Here is an 18201-nt window from a genome sequence, read left to right as displayed (position 1 = left end):
AACTGCAAGCGCCTAGCCCCTGCCCTCGAAATAGCGTGTTTCGGGGGCACAATGAACGAATTGCTGACGGCAGGCGGCGGGATGGAGCGCGAGGCAGGACGCTACGCCGCGCATGAGCCCATCGGAGTAGTCCTCGAAATATCCGGGGCCGGAACCCGTATCGCCTTCGATCTCGACCGGCTCGATCAAGCCGCGCAGGATGCGGATCCTTCGATCGCCATGGCGGGGCAAGTGGGCAGCCAGGTCAAGGTCCGGGTCGGTCGAGGGTGGCTGCTTGCCAGTATCCGCAACCAGAAAAGCGATTCCACCGTCCCAGGCGGCATCGTTGCAGAGGCGGACTTCCTGGGCGAAGGGCTGGAGGAACGCCTGACCGGGCGCATCCATGGTTTTCGCCGCGGCGTCACCCGCTATCCGACGCCGGGCGCTCTGGTCTATCCCGCCGGCACCGATGATCTGCGGCAGGTCTATGCCAGCGATGGGCGACAGACCATCCAGATCGGCACCGTCTATCCCACGAAGGACATTCGCGCCGGGCTCTACATCGATGCGCTGCTGGGAAAGCATTTCGCTCTGCTCGGCTCGACCGGCACCGGCAAGTCCACGAGCGCCGCGCTGATCCTGCACCGGATTTGCGAGCAGGCGCCCGAAGGCCACGTGATCATGGTCGATCCTCACGGCGAATATGCCGCCGCCTTCCGAAATACCGGCGTGATCCTGGACGTCTCGAACCTGCAGATGCCCTATTGGCTGATGAACTTCGAGGAACATTGCGAAATCCTCGTCACCACGCGGGGCGATGAGCGACAACTCGATTGCGAGATCCTCGGCAAGTGTCTGCTGGAGGCGCGGGGAAGGAATCGTCTGGCCGAACAGATCGGCAAGATCACCGTCGATTCGCCAATCCCCTATCTGCTGTCCGACTTGTCCAATATCCTCAACAACCACATGGGCAAGCTCGACAAGGGGCATTCCAGCGCGCCCTACATGCGGCTGAAGAACAAGCTCGACGAGTTGAAGGGCGACCCGCGCTACCAATTCATGTTCTCCGGCATGTTGGTAGGCGATACGATGGCGGAGTTCGTTTCAACGCTGTTCCGGTTGCCTTCGCGCGGCCGGCCGATTTCGATCATCGATGTCTCCGGAGTGCCTTCGGACATCACCAGCACCGTGGTTGCCGTGCTAAGCCGCATGGTCTTCGACTTCGCCGTCTGGGCGCGCGAGGAGAAGACGCGGCCGATCCTGCTCGTTTGCGAGGAAGCCCATCGCTATGTTCCCAGCGAGAAGAACGCCGACGGTTCCTCGGTGGGGCGCATTCTCTCGCGCATCGCCAAGGAGGGGCGCAAGTACGGGATCTCGCTGGGGCTGATTACGCAGCGCCCCTCGGACCTTGCCGAAGGCGTGCTTTCGCAGTGCGGCACGATCATAGCGATGCGTCTCAACAACGATCGCGACCAGGCTTTCGTTCGCGCCGCCATGCCGGAAGGCGCGCGAGGCTTCCTCGATTCGATCCCGGCGCTGCGCAATCGCGAATGCGTAATCTGCGGCGAAGGCGTGGCGATCCCGATCCGCGCCTCGTTCGACGATCTGGAGGAATCCAGGCGGCCGGCCTCCGCCGATCCTTCGTTCACCGAATTGTGGAGCGCGTCCGGCGGCGAGGAGGAGATGGTCCTGCGCACTGTCCAGCGTTGGCGCGCGCAGGGAAGGTAGCGCCGAAATCCGCCGCAGGCGGATTTCCGAGAAACCTTACAGATCGAAGGCCGCGCGCCACTTGCCCCAACGGTAGTAGGCGAGCGTCAGCGCCACCGTCAGCGCCGATCCCACCGGATAGGACCACCATAGCGCCTCGCTGCCCAGCAGCGGATAGGCGAGGTGGTAGAAGCCGAGGCGCCCCGGATAGAGGCCCAGGAACATGATGATCAGCGGCATCACGACCGCGCCATAAGCGCGCAGCGTGCCGGTGAGGATCATGGTGATCGACACGATCACGAACGAGGCGGTGCAGACCAGCTGGATATGCTGCGCGATTGGCATTGCCGGGCTGTCGCTGCCCAGGAACAGCGCCAGCAGCGGATGGTCGAACACCACGATCAGCGCGGCGAGCAGCGTGGAGAGCGCCAGGTTGGTGAGCAGCCCGATCTCCGTCACCTTGCCGACGCGGCCGTGGTCGTGCGCACCGAGCGACTGCGCGACCATCGCGCTGACTGCCGAGCCGATCGCCATCGCCGGCATCTGGAGGTAGTTCCACAACTGCAGCGACGCGCCGTAAGCCGCCGCGGTGTCCAACCCCTCGCGGTTGACAAGGCCAACCATGATCAGCCCTGCCGAAGACACCAGCAGCATCTGGGCGCCCATCGGCAGGCCCTTGAGGATCACGTAGCGCAGCTCGCTGCCGCGCGGGATCATATAACCCAGTTCCGCGCCGCGCAGCCGCATCGGCAGATCCTTGCGGTAGATCGTCCAGAGCTGGAAAACCAACCCCGCGAAGTTCGCGAAGGCCGTAGCCGCCGCCGACCCGGCGATGCCCAGTGAGGGCAGGGGGCCGGGGCCGATGATCAGCAGCGGGTTGAGAATGACATCCAGCGCCACCGTCAGGATCATCGCATAGAGCGGCGTCTTGGAATCGCCCGCGCCGCGCATGCCCATCGAGACCATCAGCGAGAGCGAGCCGAGCGGCAGAGTCACGAAGATCACGCGCAGATATTCCAGCGCCTCGATCCGGCTCTGGCCCGGCGTGCCGAGGGCATTCAACAGTGCCTCGGCACCGAACCATCCCGCCAGCCCGCAGATCACCGAGAGCAGGAGACAGAAGCCGACGCCGGAACCGAACGTCCGCCGCGCTGCGTCGATATCGCGCGCGCCGAAGTGCTGGCCGACGCGCACCGTGGTCGCCATGCCGAAGCCGAAAACCAGTGCGATCAGCAGGAACATGATGATATTGGCGTTGGCCGTCGCGGCCAGCGCGCTTTCGCCGAGCAGCCGTCCGACCCAGATCGCGTTGACCGATCCGTTGAGCGTCTGGAGGACGTTCGAGATCAGCATCGGGATCGAGAAGATCAGCAGGGTCTTGAGGATCGGACCCTGCGTGAGGTCGCCCTTCATCCGTTCCATCTGCTGCGGAGCGGGCGCTTCCTGGGGCTCGGTTTCTCCAGCGGGTATCGGCGATGCTTCGTTCATGTACCCCTCAAGTCCCCCGCGTATCGCCCCAGATATGGATGTGCAGGCGGTCGGTGAAGCGATAGCCTTCCTGCGTGCAGATATCCGATAGCCAACCCGATCTCTGGCGGATGACATCGCTGGAGCGGCCTTCCGGCATCAGGAATATCCGCTCGGTAGGGATCGCGTGACGATCCTTCAGCACGCGAACTTCCTCCACATCGGCCGGTTCCGCCACCACGAACTTGAACCAGGCGCGCGGATCGGCGGCCCAGGCATCGAGCCGCTCTGGCACCAGCGCCAGTTCCGCGGGATTGCCGCTGTGCGAGAGCTTGGGGCTGACATTATACTGCTGCACCCGCGCATCGAGCACGGCGTGCGGCGCGACCGAACCGTTGGTCTCGATCTCGACATGCATTCCCGGCCGCGCCTCGTCGAGCGCCGCCAGCATCCGCGCGAGCTGTGCGCCCTGAAGCAGGGGTTCGCCGCCGGTGATGACGAGCCGGTCGGGCGGAAGGTCGGCCACCATGCGCGCCACGTCGGTTTCCTCGGCCATGACCTGGTTGGCCTTGCGCTCGAACGCCAATTCGTCGCGATGGAAACGGCTATCGCCGGAAAAGCGCCAGGTATAGGCGGTGTCGCACCACTCGCAGGCGAGGTTGCAGCGTGATAGCCGCACGAACGTGCTGGGCCGCCCCATGCTGGCGCCTTCGCCCTGAAGCGAAGCGAACACTTCGGGTTCGCCGGGAGTGGTGGTGGCAAGGGCAAGCGTCACGGGTATTCTCGAATGCAGTTTGATGAAGCGTGGTTGACACAGTTTACACGGTCCAGGGGAGAAAATGTCACCTTCTGTCGAGGGGGGTCATCTTGCGGCCGGTGTCGTGCAGGAGCGCAGGGAGATCACGCGCGCAAAAGTGTCAGATGCGCGCGGTGTAGGAAAACGAAAAAAGAGAGAAGTCCTGGGGGATGATCCCCCAGACCCTCAGAATGTCGAGGTCTCGCCCTGCCTGGCCGTTTTGCGCTCATTGTGAGCCGGGAGACAGATAGCCTGCGGCGGCAAGGAGAGCACGGCGTGGCTGCGCGCGCGGCCTCGCCAGTATTGGGGGTGCAGGGGGTGTTGACCCCCTGCGTTTCCTTTTCGTTATCCCAGCCGCGCCAGCGCCGCAGCCAGACGCTCCGCTTCGGCCGAGTGGTGCGCATGATCCGCACGCGCCTTGTCGATGGCCTCGGGCTTGGCCTTCTCGACGAAGGCCGGGTTGCCCAGACGCTTGTCGAGCGAGTCCCGTTCCTTGACCGAAGCGGCCATGGCCTTTTCGAGGCGCGCCTTTTCGGCGGCAATGTCGATCACGCCTTCCAGCGGGATCGCCAAGGTCGCATCGCCCGCGCCCACCTGCATGGCGGCACCGGCGGGAGCAGCCTCGAAGTGGATCGCATCGAGACGCGCGAGACGGTCGATCGCGGTGCCGTTGCGGCCGATGACTGCGCGGGTCGCGTCCGAGGGATCGGCGACATAGGCGGTGAGGCGCGCGCCCGGCGCGATGCCGAGTTCGGACTTGGCGCCGCGCAGGTTGCCGATCAGCGCGATCAGCCATTCGACTTCGGCCTTGGCCTCGGCGTCCACCGAAGCTTCCGGTGCGGGCCAGGCGGCGACGATCAGGTCGTTATCGCGCGTGCCCATCTTGCTCCACAGCTCTTCGGTGACGAAGGGCATGAAGGGGTGGAGCATGACGAGGATCTGGTCGAGCACCCAGCCGGCGACGGCCTTGGTCTCCTCATCGAAGCTGCCCTTGATCAATTCGATGTACCAGTCGCAGAACTGGTTCCACACGAAGTGGTAGATCGCGTTGGCAGCCGCGTCGAAACGCAGGTCGGCCATGGCCTTGTCGAGCAGGGCGACGGTTTCGACGACTTCGCCGATGATCCACTTGTTGACGGCGGACGTGGCTGCGGGCGCCTTGACCGAGGTGCTGGCGACGATGCCGTTGGACTGGCAGAAACGCGCGGCGTTCCACAGCTTCGTGGCGAAGTTGCGATAACCCTCCACGCGCTTTTCATCCATCTTCACGTCGCGGCCCTGGCTTTCCATGGCGGCCATGAAGAAGCGCAGCGCATCGGCGCCGTACTTGTCGATCAGGCCCAGCGGATCGACCACGTTGCCCTTGGACTTCGACATTTTCTGGCCATCGGCGGCGCGGACGAGACCGTGGAGGTAGAGCCGCTTCCACGGCACTTCTTTCATGAAATGAATGCCCTGCATCGCCATGCGCGCATCCCAGAAGAACAGGATGTCGAAGCCGGAAACGAGGAGGTCGTTCGGGTAGTGCTTCTTCAGCAACGGCGAATCTTCATCAGGCCAGCCGAGCGTGGCGAAGGGCCAGAGCGCGGAGGAGAACCACGTGTCCAGCACGTCCTCGTCGCGGGTCAGCTGCTTGTTGCCGGCCTGTGCCTGAGCCTCTTCCTCGGTTTCGGCGACGAAAATCTCGCCATCTTCGCTGAACCACGCGGGAATGCGGTGGCCCCACCAGAGCTGGCGGGACACGCACCAGGGCTGGATGTTTTCCATCCAGTTGAAGAAGGTCTTTTCCCAGCTCTTGGGAACGATCTCGATCGCGCCGGAGCGGACGGCTTCCATCGGCGGGCCGGCCAGCGTCTGCGCGTCGACGTACCACTGATCGGTCAGCCAGGGTTCGATCACCACGCCGCTGCGGTCGCCGAACGGGGTCTGGATCACGCGATCCTCGACCTTTTCCAGCAGGCCGTCGTTCTCCAGCCACTCGACGATCGCCTTGCGCGCCTCGAAGCGGTCCATGCCGATGAACTGCGCAGGGACGAGGCCGTCCTGCGTCTGGCAGACCTTGGCATCGGCATCGAGCATGTTGAGCATGTCGCCGGCCTTGAAGCCCGCACGCTTGCCCACCTCGAAGTCGTTGAAGTCATGACCCGGCGTGATCTTCACCGCGCCGGAGCCCAGTTCGGGATCGGCGTGCTCGTCCGCGACGATCGGAATCTCGCGGCCGGTGAGCGGCAGGGTGACGGTGGCGCCGCGCGCCAGCAGTTCCTTGTAGCGCTCGTCCTCGGCGTTAACCGCGACGGCCATGTCGGCCAGCATCGTTTCCGGGCGGGTGGTGGCGACGTGGATGTGGCCCGAACCGTCCGACAGCGGATACTTGATGTGCCAGAAGTGGCCGTTGGTCTCGCGCGTTTCGACCTCGAGGTCGGAAATGGCGGTGCGGAACTTCGGATCCCAGTTCACCAGGCGCTTGTCACGATAGATCAGGCCCTGCTTGTGCAGATCCACGAAGACCTTGACCACGGCCTTGGTGAAATGCGGATCCATCGTGAACTGCTCGCGGCTCCAGTCCATCGAGCAGCCCAGGCGGCGCAGCTGGCCGGTGATGGTGCCGCCGGATTCGGCCTTCCACTCCCAGACCTTCTGGATGAACTGCTCACGCGTGTAGTTGGCGCGCTTGTCCTGCTTCGCCTCCATCTGGCGCTCGACCACCATCTGCGTGGCGATGCCGGCATGGTCGGTGCCGACCACCCAGAGCGCGTCCTTGCCCTTCAGGCGCTCGTGACGGATCACGATGTCCTGCAGCGTGTTGTCCAGCGCGTGGCCGATGTGGAGCGAGCCGGTGACGTTCGGCGGCGGGTTCACGATGGTGAACGGCTGCGCGTCCGGGCGCTCGGGGCGGAACAGCCCTTCGCCTTCCCAATGCTGGTACCACTTCGCCTCGATCTGGGCGGGGTCGAAAGTCTTGTCGAGAGCGGCTTCGGGCGCGGTTTCTGGAGTGTCGGTCATGGCGCGGGGCTTTGCCAGCGCGGCGCGGTAATCGCAAGCCTTCGCGCGGTATGCCAGGCAGGGGGTGAGCGAGGTTGCCGCCAATTTGGTTGCAGTTGCGAACATGTCATTTCGCCGTGCCGGGGGAACCCCTTGCCGGTACAGGCATTTTCCCCCAATACGAGCGCACATGCGGGAATGGGCTGAATTCACTCTGTCGGAAAGCGACCAGTATGGCGTCCAGACCGTGGCGCTGAAGGGGCCGTTGCGCGTCCATTCGCTGGGTAATCTCGGCGGCAAGCTGGCCGCGCTGCATGGACCTTTCGCGCGGATCGACATGTCCGGCGTCACCGATATCGACACCACGGGCGCCTGGCTGGTCTGTCGCTATGCCAGCGAACACGATCTCGAAGTCGTCGGCCAGAGCGAGCAGGCCCAGCGCCTTTTCGCCGCCATCGGCAAAGTTCCCGAGGACGAGCCCGAGATCGAGCCGGTGAAGCCGCTGCTCGTGCGAACGGTGGGCGAACTCGGCGATCTCGTGGTCAACTGGGGGCATGGGCTGGTCCGCATGCTGGGCTTCCTGGGCGAACTCATCACCGCGCTTGGCACCGGCCTTCGCCATCCCTCAAGGCTGCGCGGCACGGCGCTGGTGCATCACATGCAGCATGTGGGCATCAATTCGCTATGGATCATCGGGCTGATGAGCTTCCTCATCGGCATCGTCATAGCGCAGCAGGGCGCGGTGCAGCTGGCGCAGTTCGGTGCCGAAATCTACACGATCAACCTCACCGGCCGGCTCGCCATGCGCGAACTGGGCATCCTGATGACTGCGATCATGGTCGCGGGCCGTTCGGGCTCGGCTTTCGCAGCGCAGATCGGCACGATGAAGCTGACCGAGGAAGTGGACGCCATGCGCACGATCGGCGTTTCGCCGATGCAGGCGCTGGTGGTGCCGCGGGTGCTCGCGGCGATGCTGATGATGCCGTTGCTGGGCTTCTATTCCACGGTGCTGGCGATCATCGGCGGCGCTTTCATCGCCAACTTCGCGCTCGACATTCCGTTCTGGACCTTCCTCCAGCGCACCCAGGAAGTGGTGCCGATCACCGACGTCTGGGTGGGCCTGCTCAAGGCCCCCGTCTTCGCGCTGATCGTGGCGCTCGCGGGTTGCTATCAGGGCATGCAGGTAACCTCCAATGCCGAGGAAGTCGGCGCGCGCACCACGCAGGCGGTGGTCACCGCCATCTTCACCGTGATCGTGCTCGATGCCTTCTTCGCGATCTTCTTCACCAAGATCGGCTGGCAATGAGCGAAGTCGAAACTCTGGAATCCCCACAAGCCGCATCCGCCTCGGATGAGTTTCCGATCGTGGTCGAGGGCCTGCGCAACGCCTTCGGCGAGCATGTCATTCACGAAAACCTGTCGCTGAAGGTGCGCAAGGGAGAAATCCTGGGCGTGGTCGGCGGTTCGGGCACCGGCAAGTCGGTGCTGATGCGCTCGATCATCGGCCTCCAGCAGCCCGCTGCCGGAGATATCACCGTGCTGGGGCATCACATGGGTGCCTCCACCGATGATGAGGGCAGGGACTTGCGGTCGCGGTGGGGGGTGCTGTTCCAGGGCGGCGCCTTGTTCTCGACGCTTACGGTGGGCGAGAACGTGGAAGTGCCTCTCAAGCAGTTCTATCCCGAGATCGACGATGGCCTGCGCGCCGAGATCGCGCGGTTCAAGGTGCGGCTCGCCGGGCTCGCGGAAGAGTCTGCCTACAAGTATCCCAACGAGCTTTCGGGCGGCATGAAGAAGCGCGCCGGCCTGGCCCGCGCGCTCGCGCTCGATCCCGAACTCTTGTTCCTCGACGAGCCGACTGCAGGGCTAGACCCGATCGGCGCCGCCGCCTTCGATGGCCTGACCCGCGAACTGGCCGATACGCTCGGCCTCACGGTCTTCCTGATCACCCACGACCTCGACACGCTCCACGCCATCTGCGACCGGGTGGCGGTGCTGGCGGACAAACAGGTGATCGCGGTCGGCACGATCCCGGAACTGTTGGCGCTCGACCATCCGTGGATCCAGGAGTATTTCAACGGCCCGCGCGGCCGGGCGGCGCTCGGCGCCAGGGACGAGATTTCGACGAAGGAAGATGCGCCGGTCGCGCAGAAGGGCTCCGCACCCGAGGGGCCTGCCATCCAGAACACCAACGAAAGCGGGGCATAGGGCACACAGCATGGAAACACGGGCCAATCACGTATGGGTCGGAGCCGTCACGCTGGTGCTGCTGGCGACGCTGGCGGCGTTCATCATCTGGATCGCGCGCATCAACGACACCGCGCGCAACGAATTCGACATCTTCTTCAAGCAGTCGGTGGACGGGCTCGCCAAGGGTTCCGGCGTGGATTACAACGGCGTGCCGGTGGGCCAGATCAAGCAGATCGAGCTCTGGCCGCAGGATCCCAGCTTCATCCGCGTGCGCATCAGCGTGGACAAGAAGGTACCCGTGACCGTCGGCACCACCGCGACGATCCAGGGCAGCTTCACCGGCGTTGCCGATATCCAGCTGGAAGGCGCGGTGAAGGACGCTCCGTTGCTGACCGAGCCGGGCCCGGAAGGCGTACCGGTGATCCCCACCAAGCGCGGCGGTCTGGGTGAAATCCTCTCCAACGCGCCATTGCTGCTCGAACGCCTGGCGACGCTGACGGAGAACCTCAACCTGCTGCTTTCCGAAGAGAACCGCCGTTCCATCACCGGTATCCTCAAGAATACCGACAAGATGACCAAGGATCTTTCGGACGCTACCCCGCAAGTGAGGGCCACGCTGGCCGAACTCCAGGCCACTCTGAACCAGGCCACCAAGACCCTGGTCGCGTTCGAAGGCGTGGCAGGGAAGGCGGACAACCTTCTGGGCGATCAAGGCAATTCCTTGGCCGAGCAGCTCCGCAACACACTGGGCGCGGCGCAGAAGTCGATGGAAACGCTCGACCAGACGCTTCAGCATGCGCAGCCTGCCTTCGACAAGGTCTCCAACCAGACGCTGCCCGCTGCCGAAGCCGCGATCCGCGATCTGCGTGCGACGAGCAGGGCGCTGCGCAGCGTGACCGAGAAAATCGACGAACAGGGCGCGGGCGCGCTCATCAAGGGGCAGAAGCTGCCCACCTATAAGCCATGAACGAGCAGGCCATGAACGAACCGGCCATGACCACGAGAACGACGATGGGAACCGCGATGAAGCTCCGGCACAAGACCCCGATCCTCGGCGGCGCCCTGGCGGCCGTTGCGGCCTTCGCGCTTTCCGGCTGCATCAGCCTGGCACCCAAGCCGCCGGAAGTGCTGTTCCGCCTCTCGCCCGAGTCGCGCGCGCCGGTGGGATCCCAGCGCAGCGGCGAAATTGCGCAGGCGATCGTCGTGCTCGATCCGGAAGCGGATCGCAGCCTTGAGGCGCTGCGCATGCCGGTGCGGATCGATGCCGCCACGATGTCCTATCTCAAGGATGCGTTCTGGATCGAGAAGCCCAGCCGCCAGTTCCGCTCGTTGCTGGCCGAAACCCTGCGGGCCGATACCGGGCAACTGGTAGTCGAGGGCGTGGAGTTCGAAGTGACCGGCAAGACCCTGGTGGGCGGCCGGCTGCTCGACATGGGCTATGACGTCCCGACCTCTTCGGTCGTCGTGCGCTTCGATGCGGTCCGCACCGAGCGTGGCGGGCCGATCGTCACCAAGCGGTTCGAAGCCGTGGTGCCGGGCGTGAAGCCCGAAGCGGCGGCTGTCGGTCCGGCGGTCAACGATGCGGCCAACAAGGTGGCCCGGGAAGTATCGGCCTGGGTCAAGGGTGAACAGAACTAAGGGGAAGACCGGGGGATGATCCCCCGGACCCTCGGAATGTCGATCTTGCGCGCGCAGATTCGTCTTGCGCTCCCTGCGGCGCAGCCATTCCATTCGGTCCGATGCAGGGGGGCGCTGCCGGATAGTGCAGGGTGCTACGCGGACAGTAACGGGGTGCAGGGGCGATGGCCCCTGCATTGTTCTTCCCTACTTCAAGCCCGCGACAGCTCCGCCAAGCGGATCGCCAGCTTGAAAGCCTCGAACCGCGCCGCGCGGCGTTCTGCGGCTTCCCAGTCTTCGCCCCAGAGTTCGACCTGCCAGTCCTCTTCGAGACTGGCCGCGTTCCACAGCGCTTCGGCGTCTGCGTCCGGGCGGATCGCGGCCATGGCGATCACCAACGATGCGGCGAGGCTGGAGAGCATCTTGAGCGAAGCCAGCACGAAGTCGTTCTCGGCTGCAAGCGCGGTTTCAAGCCGGGCGAGCGTCTCGGCAGGCTGGGGCTTGTGGAGGATGCCGGAAACGCGTGCGAAGCGGACGTCGTAGCGGGTCTCCGCTTCGGCCAGCAGGGGCTCCCAGATCGCAAGCTGTCGCTCGTAAAGCGCATCCTCGGGATCGCCGCGATAGCAGAGCGTGTCGGTTTCCACATAAGGCAGGATGTCGCGGATCGTCTGCGTGCGGTCCTGCGCCACGGCATCGATTGCGAAATCGGCGAGGTCACGCAGATGAAAGGACTGCGCGTCGATCTGTTCGCCCTGCGCGGCCCATTCGGCGGCCAGCGCCTGGGCGAGTGCCTGCGTGGAGACGACCTGCGGACGGCCGCCTGCGGTCTTGATCGGCCGCCCATCCAGCAGGACACGCCACTGCCTGCCTTTATCGGGATCGGCCACTTCACCGACCGAGGCGTCCTTGTAGAACCGCTTCATCGGGGGCTCCGCCATTTACGCGCGAGAACCTTCGGCACCACGAAAACGTCGATCAGTCCGTTCGCGATCAGCAGGTAGCCGACCCACAGCGGCAGGTCGACCTTGCGGGCACCGATGGCCATGCCCGCGATCACGCAGGCGACGCCGAAGATGCGCACGAGCTGGATGATCGCAAATCGGGATCTGGCAGGATCGTTCGCGCTCACGTCAGCAGGTACTCCATCAATTCGTTGGGAGCCTCGACGACCTTTTCGGCGCCGGCCTCGATCAGTTCGCGCGGGTGGTGATAGCCCCAGTCCACGCCGATAGCGCGGGTACCGGCGGCCCTGGCCATCTTCATGTCGTAGGCGGTGTCACCGATCATGACGGCGGCTTCGGGCATCGCACCGGCTTCGATCAGAGCTTCCTCCAGCATGGCCGGGTGAGGCTTGGAGGGGTGGCGATCGGCGGTTTGCAGCGTGACGAAAAGGTCCGCGATGCCATTCGCGGCAAGGCAGTGCGTCAGGCCGCGATCGGACATGCCGGTGGCGACGCCGAGCGTCCAGCCGCGCGCGTGAAGGGTGCGCAGGCAGTCCTCGATACCCGGAAACAGCGGCTGCGAGACGCGGCCTTCGTCGCGGGCCTGCCGGAACGCCACCTTGTAGGCTTCGGCCATGGCATCCTGCTGCGCTGCGTCGCTGTCCGGCAGAAGCTGCTGGATCGCCTGGGGCAGCGAGAGCCCTACCGCACGCCGAATCAGCCCGCGCGATGGCGCGACGAGACCGAAAGCGGCGAAGCTCGCCTCCATCGCCTCGCAGATCGGTGCCTGGCCGTCGACGAGGGTGCCGTCGCAATCGAAGACGGCAAGCTTCATCGCACTGCTCAACGCTTGCCTCGTGGGCCGGACGGACCACTGCCAGCGGGTTTGCGTGTGCCGGGCCTTGCGCCGGGCTTGGCGCCGGGCTTCGTTCCCGGTCGGGCACCCGCGCGAACCGGCTTGGCACCCGGCTTGGCGCCAGGCTTTCCGGGGCCCTTGCCCGAAGGCTTGCCGCGTGAACCGGGCCGCTCGGAAGCGCCGTCGCGGCGCGAGCGGCGTTCGCCGCGCCGCTCCTTGCGGTACTGCTTGGCGTGGGCCTTGGCAGCGCGCTTCTCGTCGTCCTTGGTGAATTCCGGCGCGGATTCGGGCAGGTCTGCGCCGTCAGCCTCGTCGAAGCCGAGCGAGGCCAGGGAGTTGGCGAAGTGCTCGGGCAAGGGGGCGGTGACGTCCAGCGGAACGCCGTCCGGATGCTCGATGATCAGGCGGCGTGCGTGAAGGTGCATCTTGCGGCTGATCGTGCCGGACAGGAACGCTTCCTGCCCGCCATACTTGCCGTCGCCGACGATCGGGTGGCCGATTGCCGCCATATGGACGCGCAGCTGGTGGGTGCGGCCGGTCATCGGGTGCAGTTCGACCCAGGCGGCGCGGTTGCCGGCGCGATCGAGCACGCGGTAGCGGGTCTTGGCCGACTGGCCGCCTTCCTCGTCGACGTGCATCTTCTCACCGCCCGTGCCGGGCTGCTTGGCGAGCGGCAGTTCGATCATGCCGTCGTTGATGCTGGGAACGCCGACCACCAGCGCCCAGTAGATCTTCTTGGCCGTGCGCCCGGAGAAGCGCTTGGAGAAGAACGCGGCGCTGCCCGGCGTGCGGGCGACCAGCAGGACGCCCGAGGTGTCCTTGTCTAGGCGATGGACCAGGCGGGGACGCGGGCCCTTTTCGGAATAGGCGTCGAGCAGGCCGTCGACATGCTCCTTCATGCCGGAACCGCCCTGGGTGGCGAGGCCGGGGGGCTTGTTCAGCACGATGGCCGAACGGTCCTGGGTCAGGACCATCGAATCGGCGAGTTCGATCTCGGCTTCGGTCAATTCGCGGCGCGGGCGCGATCCGCCCAGTCCAGGCTTCGCTTCGCCGCCGGGCGGTACGCGCAGGACCTGCCCTGCGGCGAGGCGGGTGTCGACATCGGCGCGCTTGCCGTCGACGCGAATCTGGCCGGTGCGCGCCCAGCGCGAAACCATCGCGAAGCCCACGTCGGGGAGGTGGCGCTTGAACCAGCGGTCCAGGCGAATGTCGTTATCGTCGCGGCCGACGGTGAACTGGCGGACGGTATCTGAATTGTCGCGGCTCATGCGGCGACTCCCTTCGTGATGGAAAGGCCGGCGAACAGCGCGGCGAAGCCCGCGATCAGTGAGATCGCGACATAGAAAGCCGCAAGACCGACCTGCCCGCGCGAAACGAGGGCCACGGTATCGAGGCTGAACGAGGAAAAGGTAGTAAAGCCGCCGAGCACACCGACGCCGATCAGCAGGCGCGCATTCTCGCCTGCCCCTCCGCGTGACAGCAGCCACCCGGCGAGCAGGCCCATGGCGAAGCTTCCGAGCACGTTGACGGTCAGTGTGCCGTAAGGGAAGGCGCCGGCGCGGGCAGGGCCGAGCAGCATGGTCCAGGCCGTTCCGGTAAGATACCGAAGCCAGGACCCTAGGCCGCCGCCCAGCGCGACGAGGGTCGACGCGGCAAGGAAGGATGGTTGGGGCATCGCGCCGCCTTAGCCGCGAATGCACGGATTTCCAATCGTTCCGTCCGACCGGGTATCCCATCGCCCGTCTATAAGGGTGTTTGGGTGCGACCCCACTCCGCAAGGAGACATAATGATGCAGATATCATCTTCCACAAGCGCGCTGAGCGCTCTTTTCAATCCGCGCCAGGACATGGACGACAAGATCGCCACGGCCGTGGGCAACGGTTCGATCAGCGATACCGATGCTTCGGTGCTGGAATCGGCTCTCGATTCGATCGACGCGTCTCTCGATGCGGATACTTCCGGCAGTCGACTCGACCCCTCGCAGATGAAGGAGCGGATCGATTCCCTGATTTCCGATCAGGTCGAGAGTGGCGACCTGACGCAAGAGCAGGCCAGCGCGCTCCAGTCGCTGTTCGCGCAAGGGCCTTCGCAAGGTGCACCTTCGGCGGCTGGCGAGTCGGGCGAAGGTGGGCCGGGTGGAGCAGGCGGTCCAGGTGGAGCAGGTGGGGCCGGCGGTCCTCGCGGCGTGGGTGGCCCGCCGCCGGGCGCTTCGCCCGCGCAGGAAGCCGAGGAGACGGATGAAACCGACTCCACGGAAACTGAAGAATCCGACGAGGCCGAAGAATCCGAGGAGGCAGAGGCCGCCCTGGCGGCTCTCCAGGCATTCCTCGAAAACCTCCAGGCACAACAGGCCGAGGGCGTGACCTACACGGCCTCGGCGGTGAGCTCGGCCGGCGTCGCGGCATCCGGCCTGATCGTCGATCAACTGGCCTGACGACGCGGATCGGTGTATAACTGCTCTCCATCGGGGCTTCGTACCCGGTGGAGGGCGCATTCCCGGCCAAGAAATCGGCCAAGATTGCTTGCCTTCCCGCGCTGGCAGTGCTAGCGGCCCCCAACTTCGAGCCGACCCCGATAAGGGATTCGGCGCATTTACGTGTTTTCTTTCAAGGTGCCTTCCGCGTCGGAATGCGGAATTCGTACCTTCGATTTGTGAGGTGTGTCGGTTTATGCAGATTCTCGTTCGCGACAATAACGTCGATCAGGCTCTTCGGGCTCTCAAGAAGAAGCTGCAGCGTGAAGGCGTCTATCGCGAAATGAAGCTGCGTCGTCACTACGAGAAGCCCTCGGAAAAGCGCGCTCGCGAAAAGGCTGCCGCCGTTCGCCGCGCTCGCAAGCTTGAGCGCAAGCGCATGGAGCGTGACGGCGCCAAGTAAGGCGACGTCGGCCCCGCTTCCGGGCGGGGCAGCGGTACCGGATACTTCGCCTCAGCGAAGACTAAGGCGCCGCGCTGCAATCATGATCGCAGTCCTGAAACCAATGCAGGCACGATTGTGATTGGCACATGTTGAATTGCTCGGCTTGCGGCTTGAACACCGCTCCGGCTTGAGCCATGAGGGCGCGGAAATCCATCCGCGCCCTTTGTGCATCTGCCGTACGTTGCTGACGCCGGGCGAACCCGAACGAGGCCCTAGACCATGACTGAGATCACGCGCGTTCCGTTGCAGCCGATTGCCAAGGGCTCGCTGGGCAAGATCTGGCTCGGCGTTGTCGCCGTTGCACTGGCCGCCGGCGGCGTGGCCTATGCCGCCCTGCCGCCGCAGGTTCATGTGAAGACGCTGACGGCCGGTTCGGGCGAATCGCCCACGGTGGCCGATGTGGTGCTCATCAACTACAAGGGCACGCTGCCGGACGGTAAGGTGTTCGACCAGGCGCAGCAGGTGCCGATGGCGCTGAACGAGGTGATCCCCGGCTTTTCCAAGGCGCTCGTGAAGATGCAGCGCGGCGGCAAGTACGATGTCGAGATCCCCGCCAAGCTTGCTTACGGCGACAAGGCCGTGGGCCAGATCCCCGCCAATACCGACCTGAACTTCCAGATCGAGCTGCTCGATTTCAAGAGCCGCGCGGAGATCGAACAGCAGCAGCGCATGATGCAGCAGCTTCAGCAGATGCAGATGCAGGGCGGCGGCGCACCGGGTGCTGGCGTTCCGGGCGGCGCAGCCATCCCTGGCGGCGCAGCCATCCCGGGCGGGGCGGCCATGCCCGGAGCCGAAGGTCCGGCCCGCTGATCGCTCCCGCCCAGATGATCCGCGCAAAGATGATCGGCCCGAAAATGATCCATGGGGCTTCCGGCGCGCTTCTCGCGCTCGCGCTCGTTCTGCCGGCGACTTCGTTCGCCGCGCAGGACAAGCCGGCGGCGGCGGCAGGAGCGGCTCCGGCCGTGACTCCCGCCGTTCCCGCCCGCAAGGTAACCGTCACCGCACTCAAGGCGGGGGAGGGCGCCAGGCCCACCCGCGAGGATTACGTGCTGGTGAATTACAAGGGCATGCTCAAGGACGGCACCGTGTTCGACCAGAACGAGCAGATGCCGATGGCGGTCGGCAGCGTGGTTCCGGGATTCGCGGATGGCCTTATTCAAATGCAGCGCGGCGGTTCCTATCGCCTCGAAATCCCCTCGGAACTGGCTTACGGCGCAGAGGGCGGCGGACCGATCCCGCCCAATTCGGATCTCGTCTTCGAAGTGACCCTGCTGGACTTCAAGACCCAGGCCGAGCTGGACGCGATGATCGCCCAGCAGCAAGGGGCGCAACAGGGCGCTGAACAGGCGCAACCGGCGCAAACCGGCCAGTAATGCGCTTTGGCGGACGCTCCCTTTGCGGGGCGTCCCCGCTTGAAGCAAATTCGGACGGGTGCTAGCTGCCCGATCCTGACATTCCGGCGCGGCGCGCAGCCCACCGGTCAAATCTGAAGGAAAGCCATGTCGGTCGATACCGCAACCGTTGCGAAGATCGCCAGCCTCGCCCGCATCAAGGTGAGCGAGGCTGAAATCGAGGCGATGGTCCCCGAACTCAACGGCATTCTCGCCTGGGTGGAGCAACTCGGCGAAGTCGATACCTCGCAAGTCGAGCCGATGACCGCCGTCATCCCCAACACGCTGCGTCTGCGCGACGACGTGATCGACGCCGATCCGCTGACCGGCGGCGACAAGCGCGATGCCGTTCTGGCCAATGCTCCCGCCGCCGAACACGGCTTCTTCGGCGTGCCCAAGGTGATCGAATAATGACTGATCTTACCGAATTCGGCGTCGCGCAGATTCGCGACGGCGTTGCGAATGGCGATTTCTCCGCCGTCGAAGTGGCCGAAGCGTTCAACGCGAACGTCGCTGCCGCGCAGGAAGCGCTGAACGCCTTCATCATCGCCACGCCCGAAAAGGCGATCGAGGCCGCGCGGGCCACCGACGCCAAGCGCGCCAAGGGCGAGGCTCTGGGCAAGATGGGTGGCGTGCCGATCGGCATGAAGGACCTGTTCGCCACTTTCGACGTGCAGACCACCGCCGCCAGCCACATGCTGGAAGGCTTCAAGCCGCAGTACGAATCGACCGTCTCGCAGAAGCTGTGGGATGCCGGCGCGGGCATGTTGGGTAAGCTGAACCTCGACCAGTTCGCGATGGGCTCGTCCAACGAAACCAGCTACTTCGGCAACGTGATCTCGCCGTGGAAGCGCAATGACGGCGGCAATGCCGCCCTCGCGCCCGGCGGTTCCTCGGGCGGTTCGTCGTCGGCTCTCGCCGCGCGGCTTTGCCCGGCGGCGACCGGCACGGACACCGGCGGCTCGATCCGCCAGCCCGCCGCCTTCACCGGCACCACCGGCATCAAGCCGACTTACGGCCGCTGCTCGCGCTGGGGCGTCGTGGCCTTCGCCAGCTCGCTCGATCAGGCGGGCCCGATGGCCCGCTCGGTGCAGGACTGCGCGATCATGCTCGAAGCCATGGCCGGTTTCGACGCCAAGGATTCGACCAGCCTCGACCTGCCGGTGCCGAACTGGGAAGCCGCGCTCTCGGGTGACATGAAGGGCAAGAAGGTCGGCATTCCCAAGGAATACCGCGTCGATGGCCTGGACGAAGACGTGTCGAAGTCGTGGGACGACGGCATTGCCTGGCTCAAGGATGCAGGCGCGGAGATCGTCGAGATCTCGCTGCCGCACACCAAGTACGCGCTGCCGACTT

The 18201-nt window shown here is 65.2% G+C and carries 19 protein-coding genes; 11 read left to right on the top strand and 8 right to left on the bottom strand.

The features are described from left to right. Positions 1-51: 51 nt before the first annotated feature. Positions 52-1707 carry an ATP-binding protein gene (locus RT424_RS11055; protein ID WP_409521474.1) on the top strand — a complete coding sequence of 552 codons (1656 nt, stop codon included), beginning with the start codon at positions 52-54 and terminating at the stop codon, positions 1705-1707. Positions 1708-1743: 36 nt separating this feature from the next. Here the strand turns inward: RT424_RS11055 and RT424_RS11050 are convergent, their stop codons facing one another. The 3 genes from RT424_RS11050 to RT424_RS11040 form a co-directional block, all read right to left on the bottom strand. After that, positions 1744-3174 carry an MATE family efflux transporter gene (locus RT424_RS11050; protein WP_313437707.1) on the bottom strand — a complete coding sequence of 477 codons (1431 nt, stop codon included), beginning with the start codon at positions 3172-3174 and terminating at the stop codon, positions 1744-1746. Positions 3175-3181: 7 nt separating this feature from the next. Then, positions 3182-3928, bottom strand: coding sequence for a 7-carboxy-7-deazaguanine synthase QueE (locus tag RT424_RS11045; protein WP_313437704.1), 747 nt, complete (start codon positions 3926-3928; stop codon positions 3182-3184). 366 nt (positions 3929-4294) lie between these two features. Then, a complete protein-coding gene (locus RT424_RS11040; RefSeq protein ID WP_313437749.1) occupies positions 4295-6952 on the bottom strand; it encodes a valine--tRNA ligase in 2658 nt (885 codons plus the stop codon). A 169-nt stretch (positions 6953-7121) separates the two neighbouring features. Here RT424_RS11040 and RT424_RS11035 point away from each other — a divergent pair, with 169 nt between their 5' ends. The 4 genes from RT424_RS11035 to RT424_RS11020 are packed head-to-tail and all read left to right on the top strand — an operon-like array spanning position 7122 to position 10759. After that, positions 7122-8237, top strand: coding sequence for an ABC transporter permease (locus tag RT424_RS11035; RefSeq protein WP_313437702.1), 1116 nt, complete (start codon positions 7122-7124; stop codon positions 8235-8237). After that, a complete protein-coding gene (locus RT424_RS11030) occupies positions 8234-9139 on the top strand; it encodes an ATP-binding cassette domain-containing protein (RefSeq protein WP_313437699.1) in 906 nt (301 codons plus the stop codon). Before RT424_RS11035 ends, RT424_RS11030 begins: the two co-directional genes overlap by 4 nt. Before the next feature lie 10 nt (positions 9140-9149). Beyond that, the gene (locus tag RT424_RS11025; protein ID WP_313437696.1) at positions 9150-10088 is read left to right on the top strand and encodes an MlaD family protein; all 939 of its coding nucleotides are present in this window, start codon (positions 9150-9152) and stop codon (positions 10086-10088) included. A gap of 11 nt (positions 10089-10099) precedes the next feature. Continuing rightward, entirely contained in the window at positions 10100-10759 is a 660-nt protein-coding gene (locus RT424_RS11020) for an ABC transporter (RefSeq protein ID WP_313437694.1), read from the top strand. Positions 10760-10950: 191 nt separating this feature from the next. Here RT424_RS11020 and RT424_RS11015 read toward each other — a convergent pair whose 3' ends face one another. From RT424_RS11015 to crcB, 5 genes are read right to left on the bottom strand one after another with little or no spacing between them, the layout of a single operon-like run. Then, positions 10951-11661 (bottom strand): ATP12 family protein, encoded by a 711-nt coding sequence (locus RT424_RS11015; protein WP_313437691.1) that lies wholly within the window; start codon positions 11659-11661, stop codon positions 10951-10953. Then, complete coding sequence (locus RT424_RS11010) at positions 11658-11867, bottom strand: hypothetical protein (protein ID WP_313437689.1); 210 nt, start codon at positions 11865-11867, stop codon at positions 11658-11660. Before RT424_RS11010 ends, RT424_RS11015 begins: the two co-directional genes overlap by 4 nt. Next, positions 11864-12514, bottom strand: a complete 651-nt coding sequence (locus RT424_RS11005; RefSeq protein WP_313437686.1) for an HAD-IA family hydrolase — start codon at positions 12512-12514, stop codon at positions 11864-11866. The genes RT424_RS11010 and RT424_RS11005 overlap by 4 nt, the downstream gene beginning before the upstream one ends. A gap of 8 nt (positions 12515-12522) precedes the next feature. Then, positions 12523-13803: an RluA family pseudouridine synthase gene (locus RT424_RS11000; RefSeq protein ID WP_313437683.1), complete on the bottom strand. Its 1281-nt coding sequence runs from the start codon at positions 13801-13803 to the stop codon at positions 12523-12525. Then, on the bottom strand, positions 13800-14210 hold the full coding sequence (crcB, locus tag RT424_RS10995; protein ID WP_313437680.1) for a fluoride efflux transporter CrcB: 411 nt from the start codon (positions 14208-14210) through the stop codon (positions 13800-13802). The genes RT424_RS11000 and crcB overlap by 4 nt, the downstream gene beginning before the upstream one ends. A 115-nt stretch (positions 14211-14325) precedes the next feature. On the opposite strand from crcB, the gene RT424_RS10990 reads away from it, so the two are divergent. The 6 genes from RT424_RS10990 to RT424_RS10965 form a co-directional block, all read left to right on the top strand. Continuing rightward, positions 14326-14970, top strand: a complete 645-nt coding sequence (locus RT424_RS10990; protein WP_313437678.1) for a hypothetical protein — start codon at positions 14326-14328, stop codon at positions 14968-14970. Between the two features lie 235 nt (positions 14971-15205). Then, positions 15206-15412, top strand: coding sequence for a 30S ribosomal protein S21 (rpsU, locus tag RT424_RS10985; protein WP_007688176.1), 207 nt, complete (start codon positions 15206-15208; stop codon positions 15410-15412). Positions 15413-15673: 261 nt separating this feature from the next. Beyond that, the gene (locus RT424_RS10980; RefSeq protein ID WP_313437667.1) at positions 15674-16264 is read left to right on the top strand and encodes an FKBP-type peptidyl-prolyl cis-trans isomerase; all 591 of its coding nucleotides are present in this window, start codon (positions 15674-15676) and stop codon (positions 16262-16264) included. A gap of 29 nt (positions 16265-16293) precedes the next feature. Beyond that, positions 16294-16827, top strand: a complete 534-nt coding sequence (locus RT424_RS10975; RefSeq protein WP_313437664.1) for an FKBP-type peptidyl-prolyl cis-trans isomerase — start codon at positions 16294-16296, stop codon at positions 16825-16827. Positions 16828-16953: 126 nt separating this feature from the next. Continuing rightward, a complete protein-coding gene (gene gatC / locus RT424_RS10970) occupies positions 16954-17256 on the top strand; it encodes an Asp-tRNA(Asn)/Glu-tRNA(Gln) amidotransferase subunit GatC (RefSeq protein ID WP_021234714.1) in 303 nt (100 codons plus the stop codon). Next, on the top strand, positions 17256-18201 hold a 946-nt coding region (locus tag RT424_RS10965), incomplete at its 3' end, for an amidase (protein ID WP_313437661.1). The genes gatC and RT424_RS10965, both read left to right, overlap by 1 nt.

It is taken from the genome of Novosphingobium sp. (assembly GCF_032093395.1).
In the GTDB taxonomy this organism is placed as follows: domain Bacteria; phylum Pseudomonadota; class Alphaproteobacteria; order Sphingomonadales; family Sphingomonadaceae; genus Novosphingobium.
Note: the sequence above shows the minus strand (reverse complement) of the source record. Positions and strands in the feature narration are given on the sequence as shown.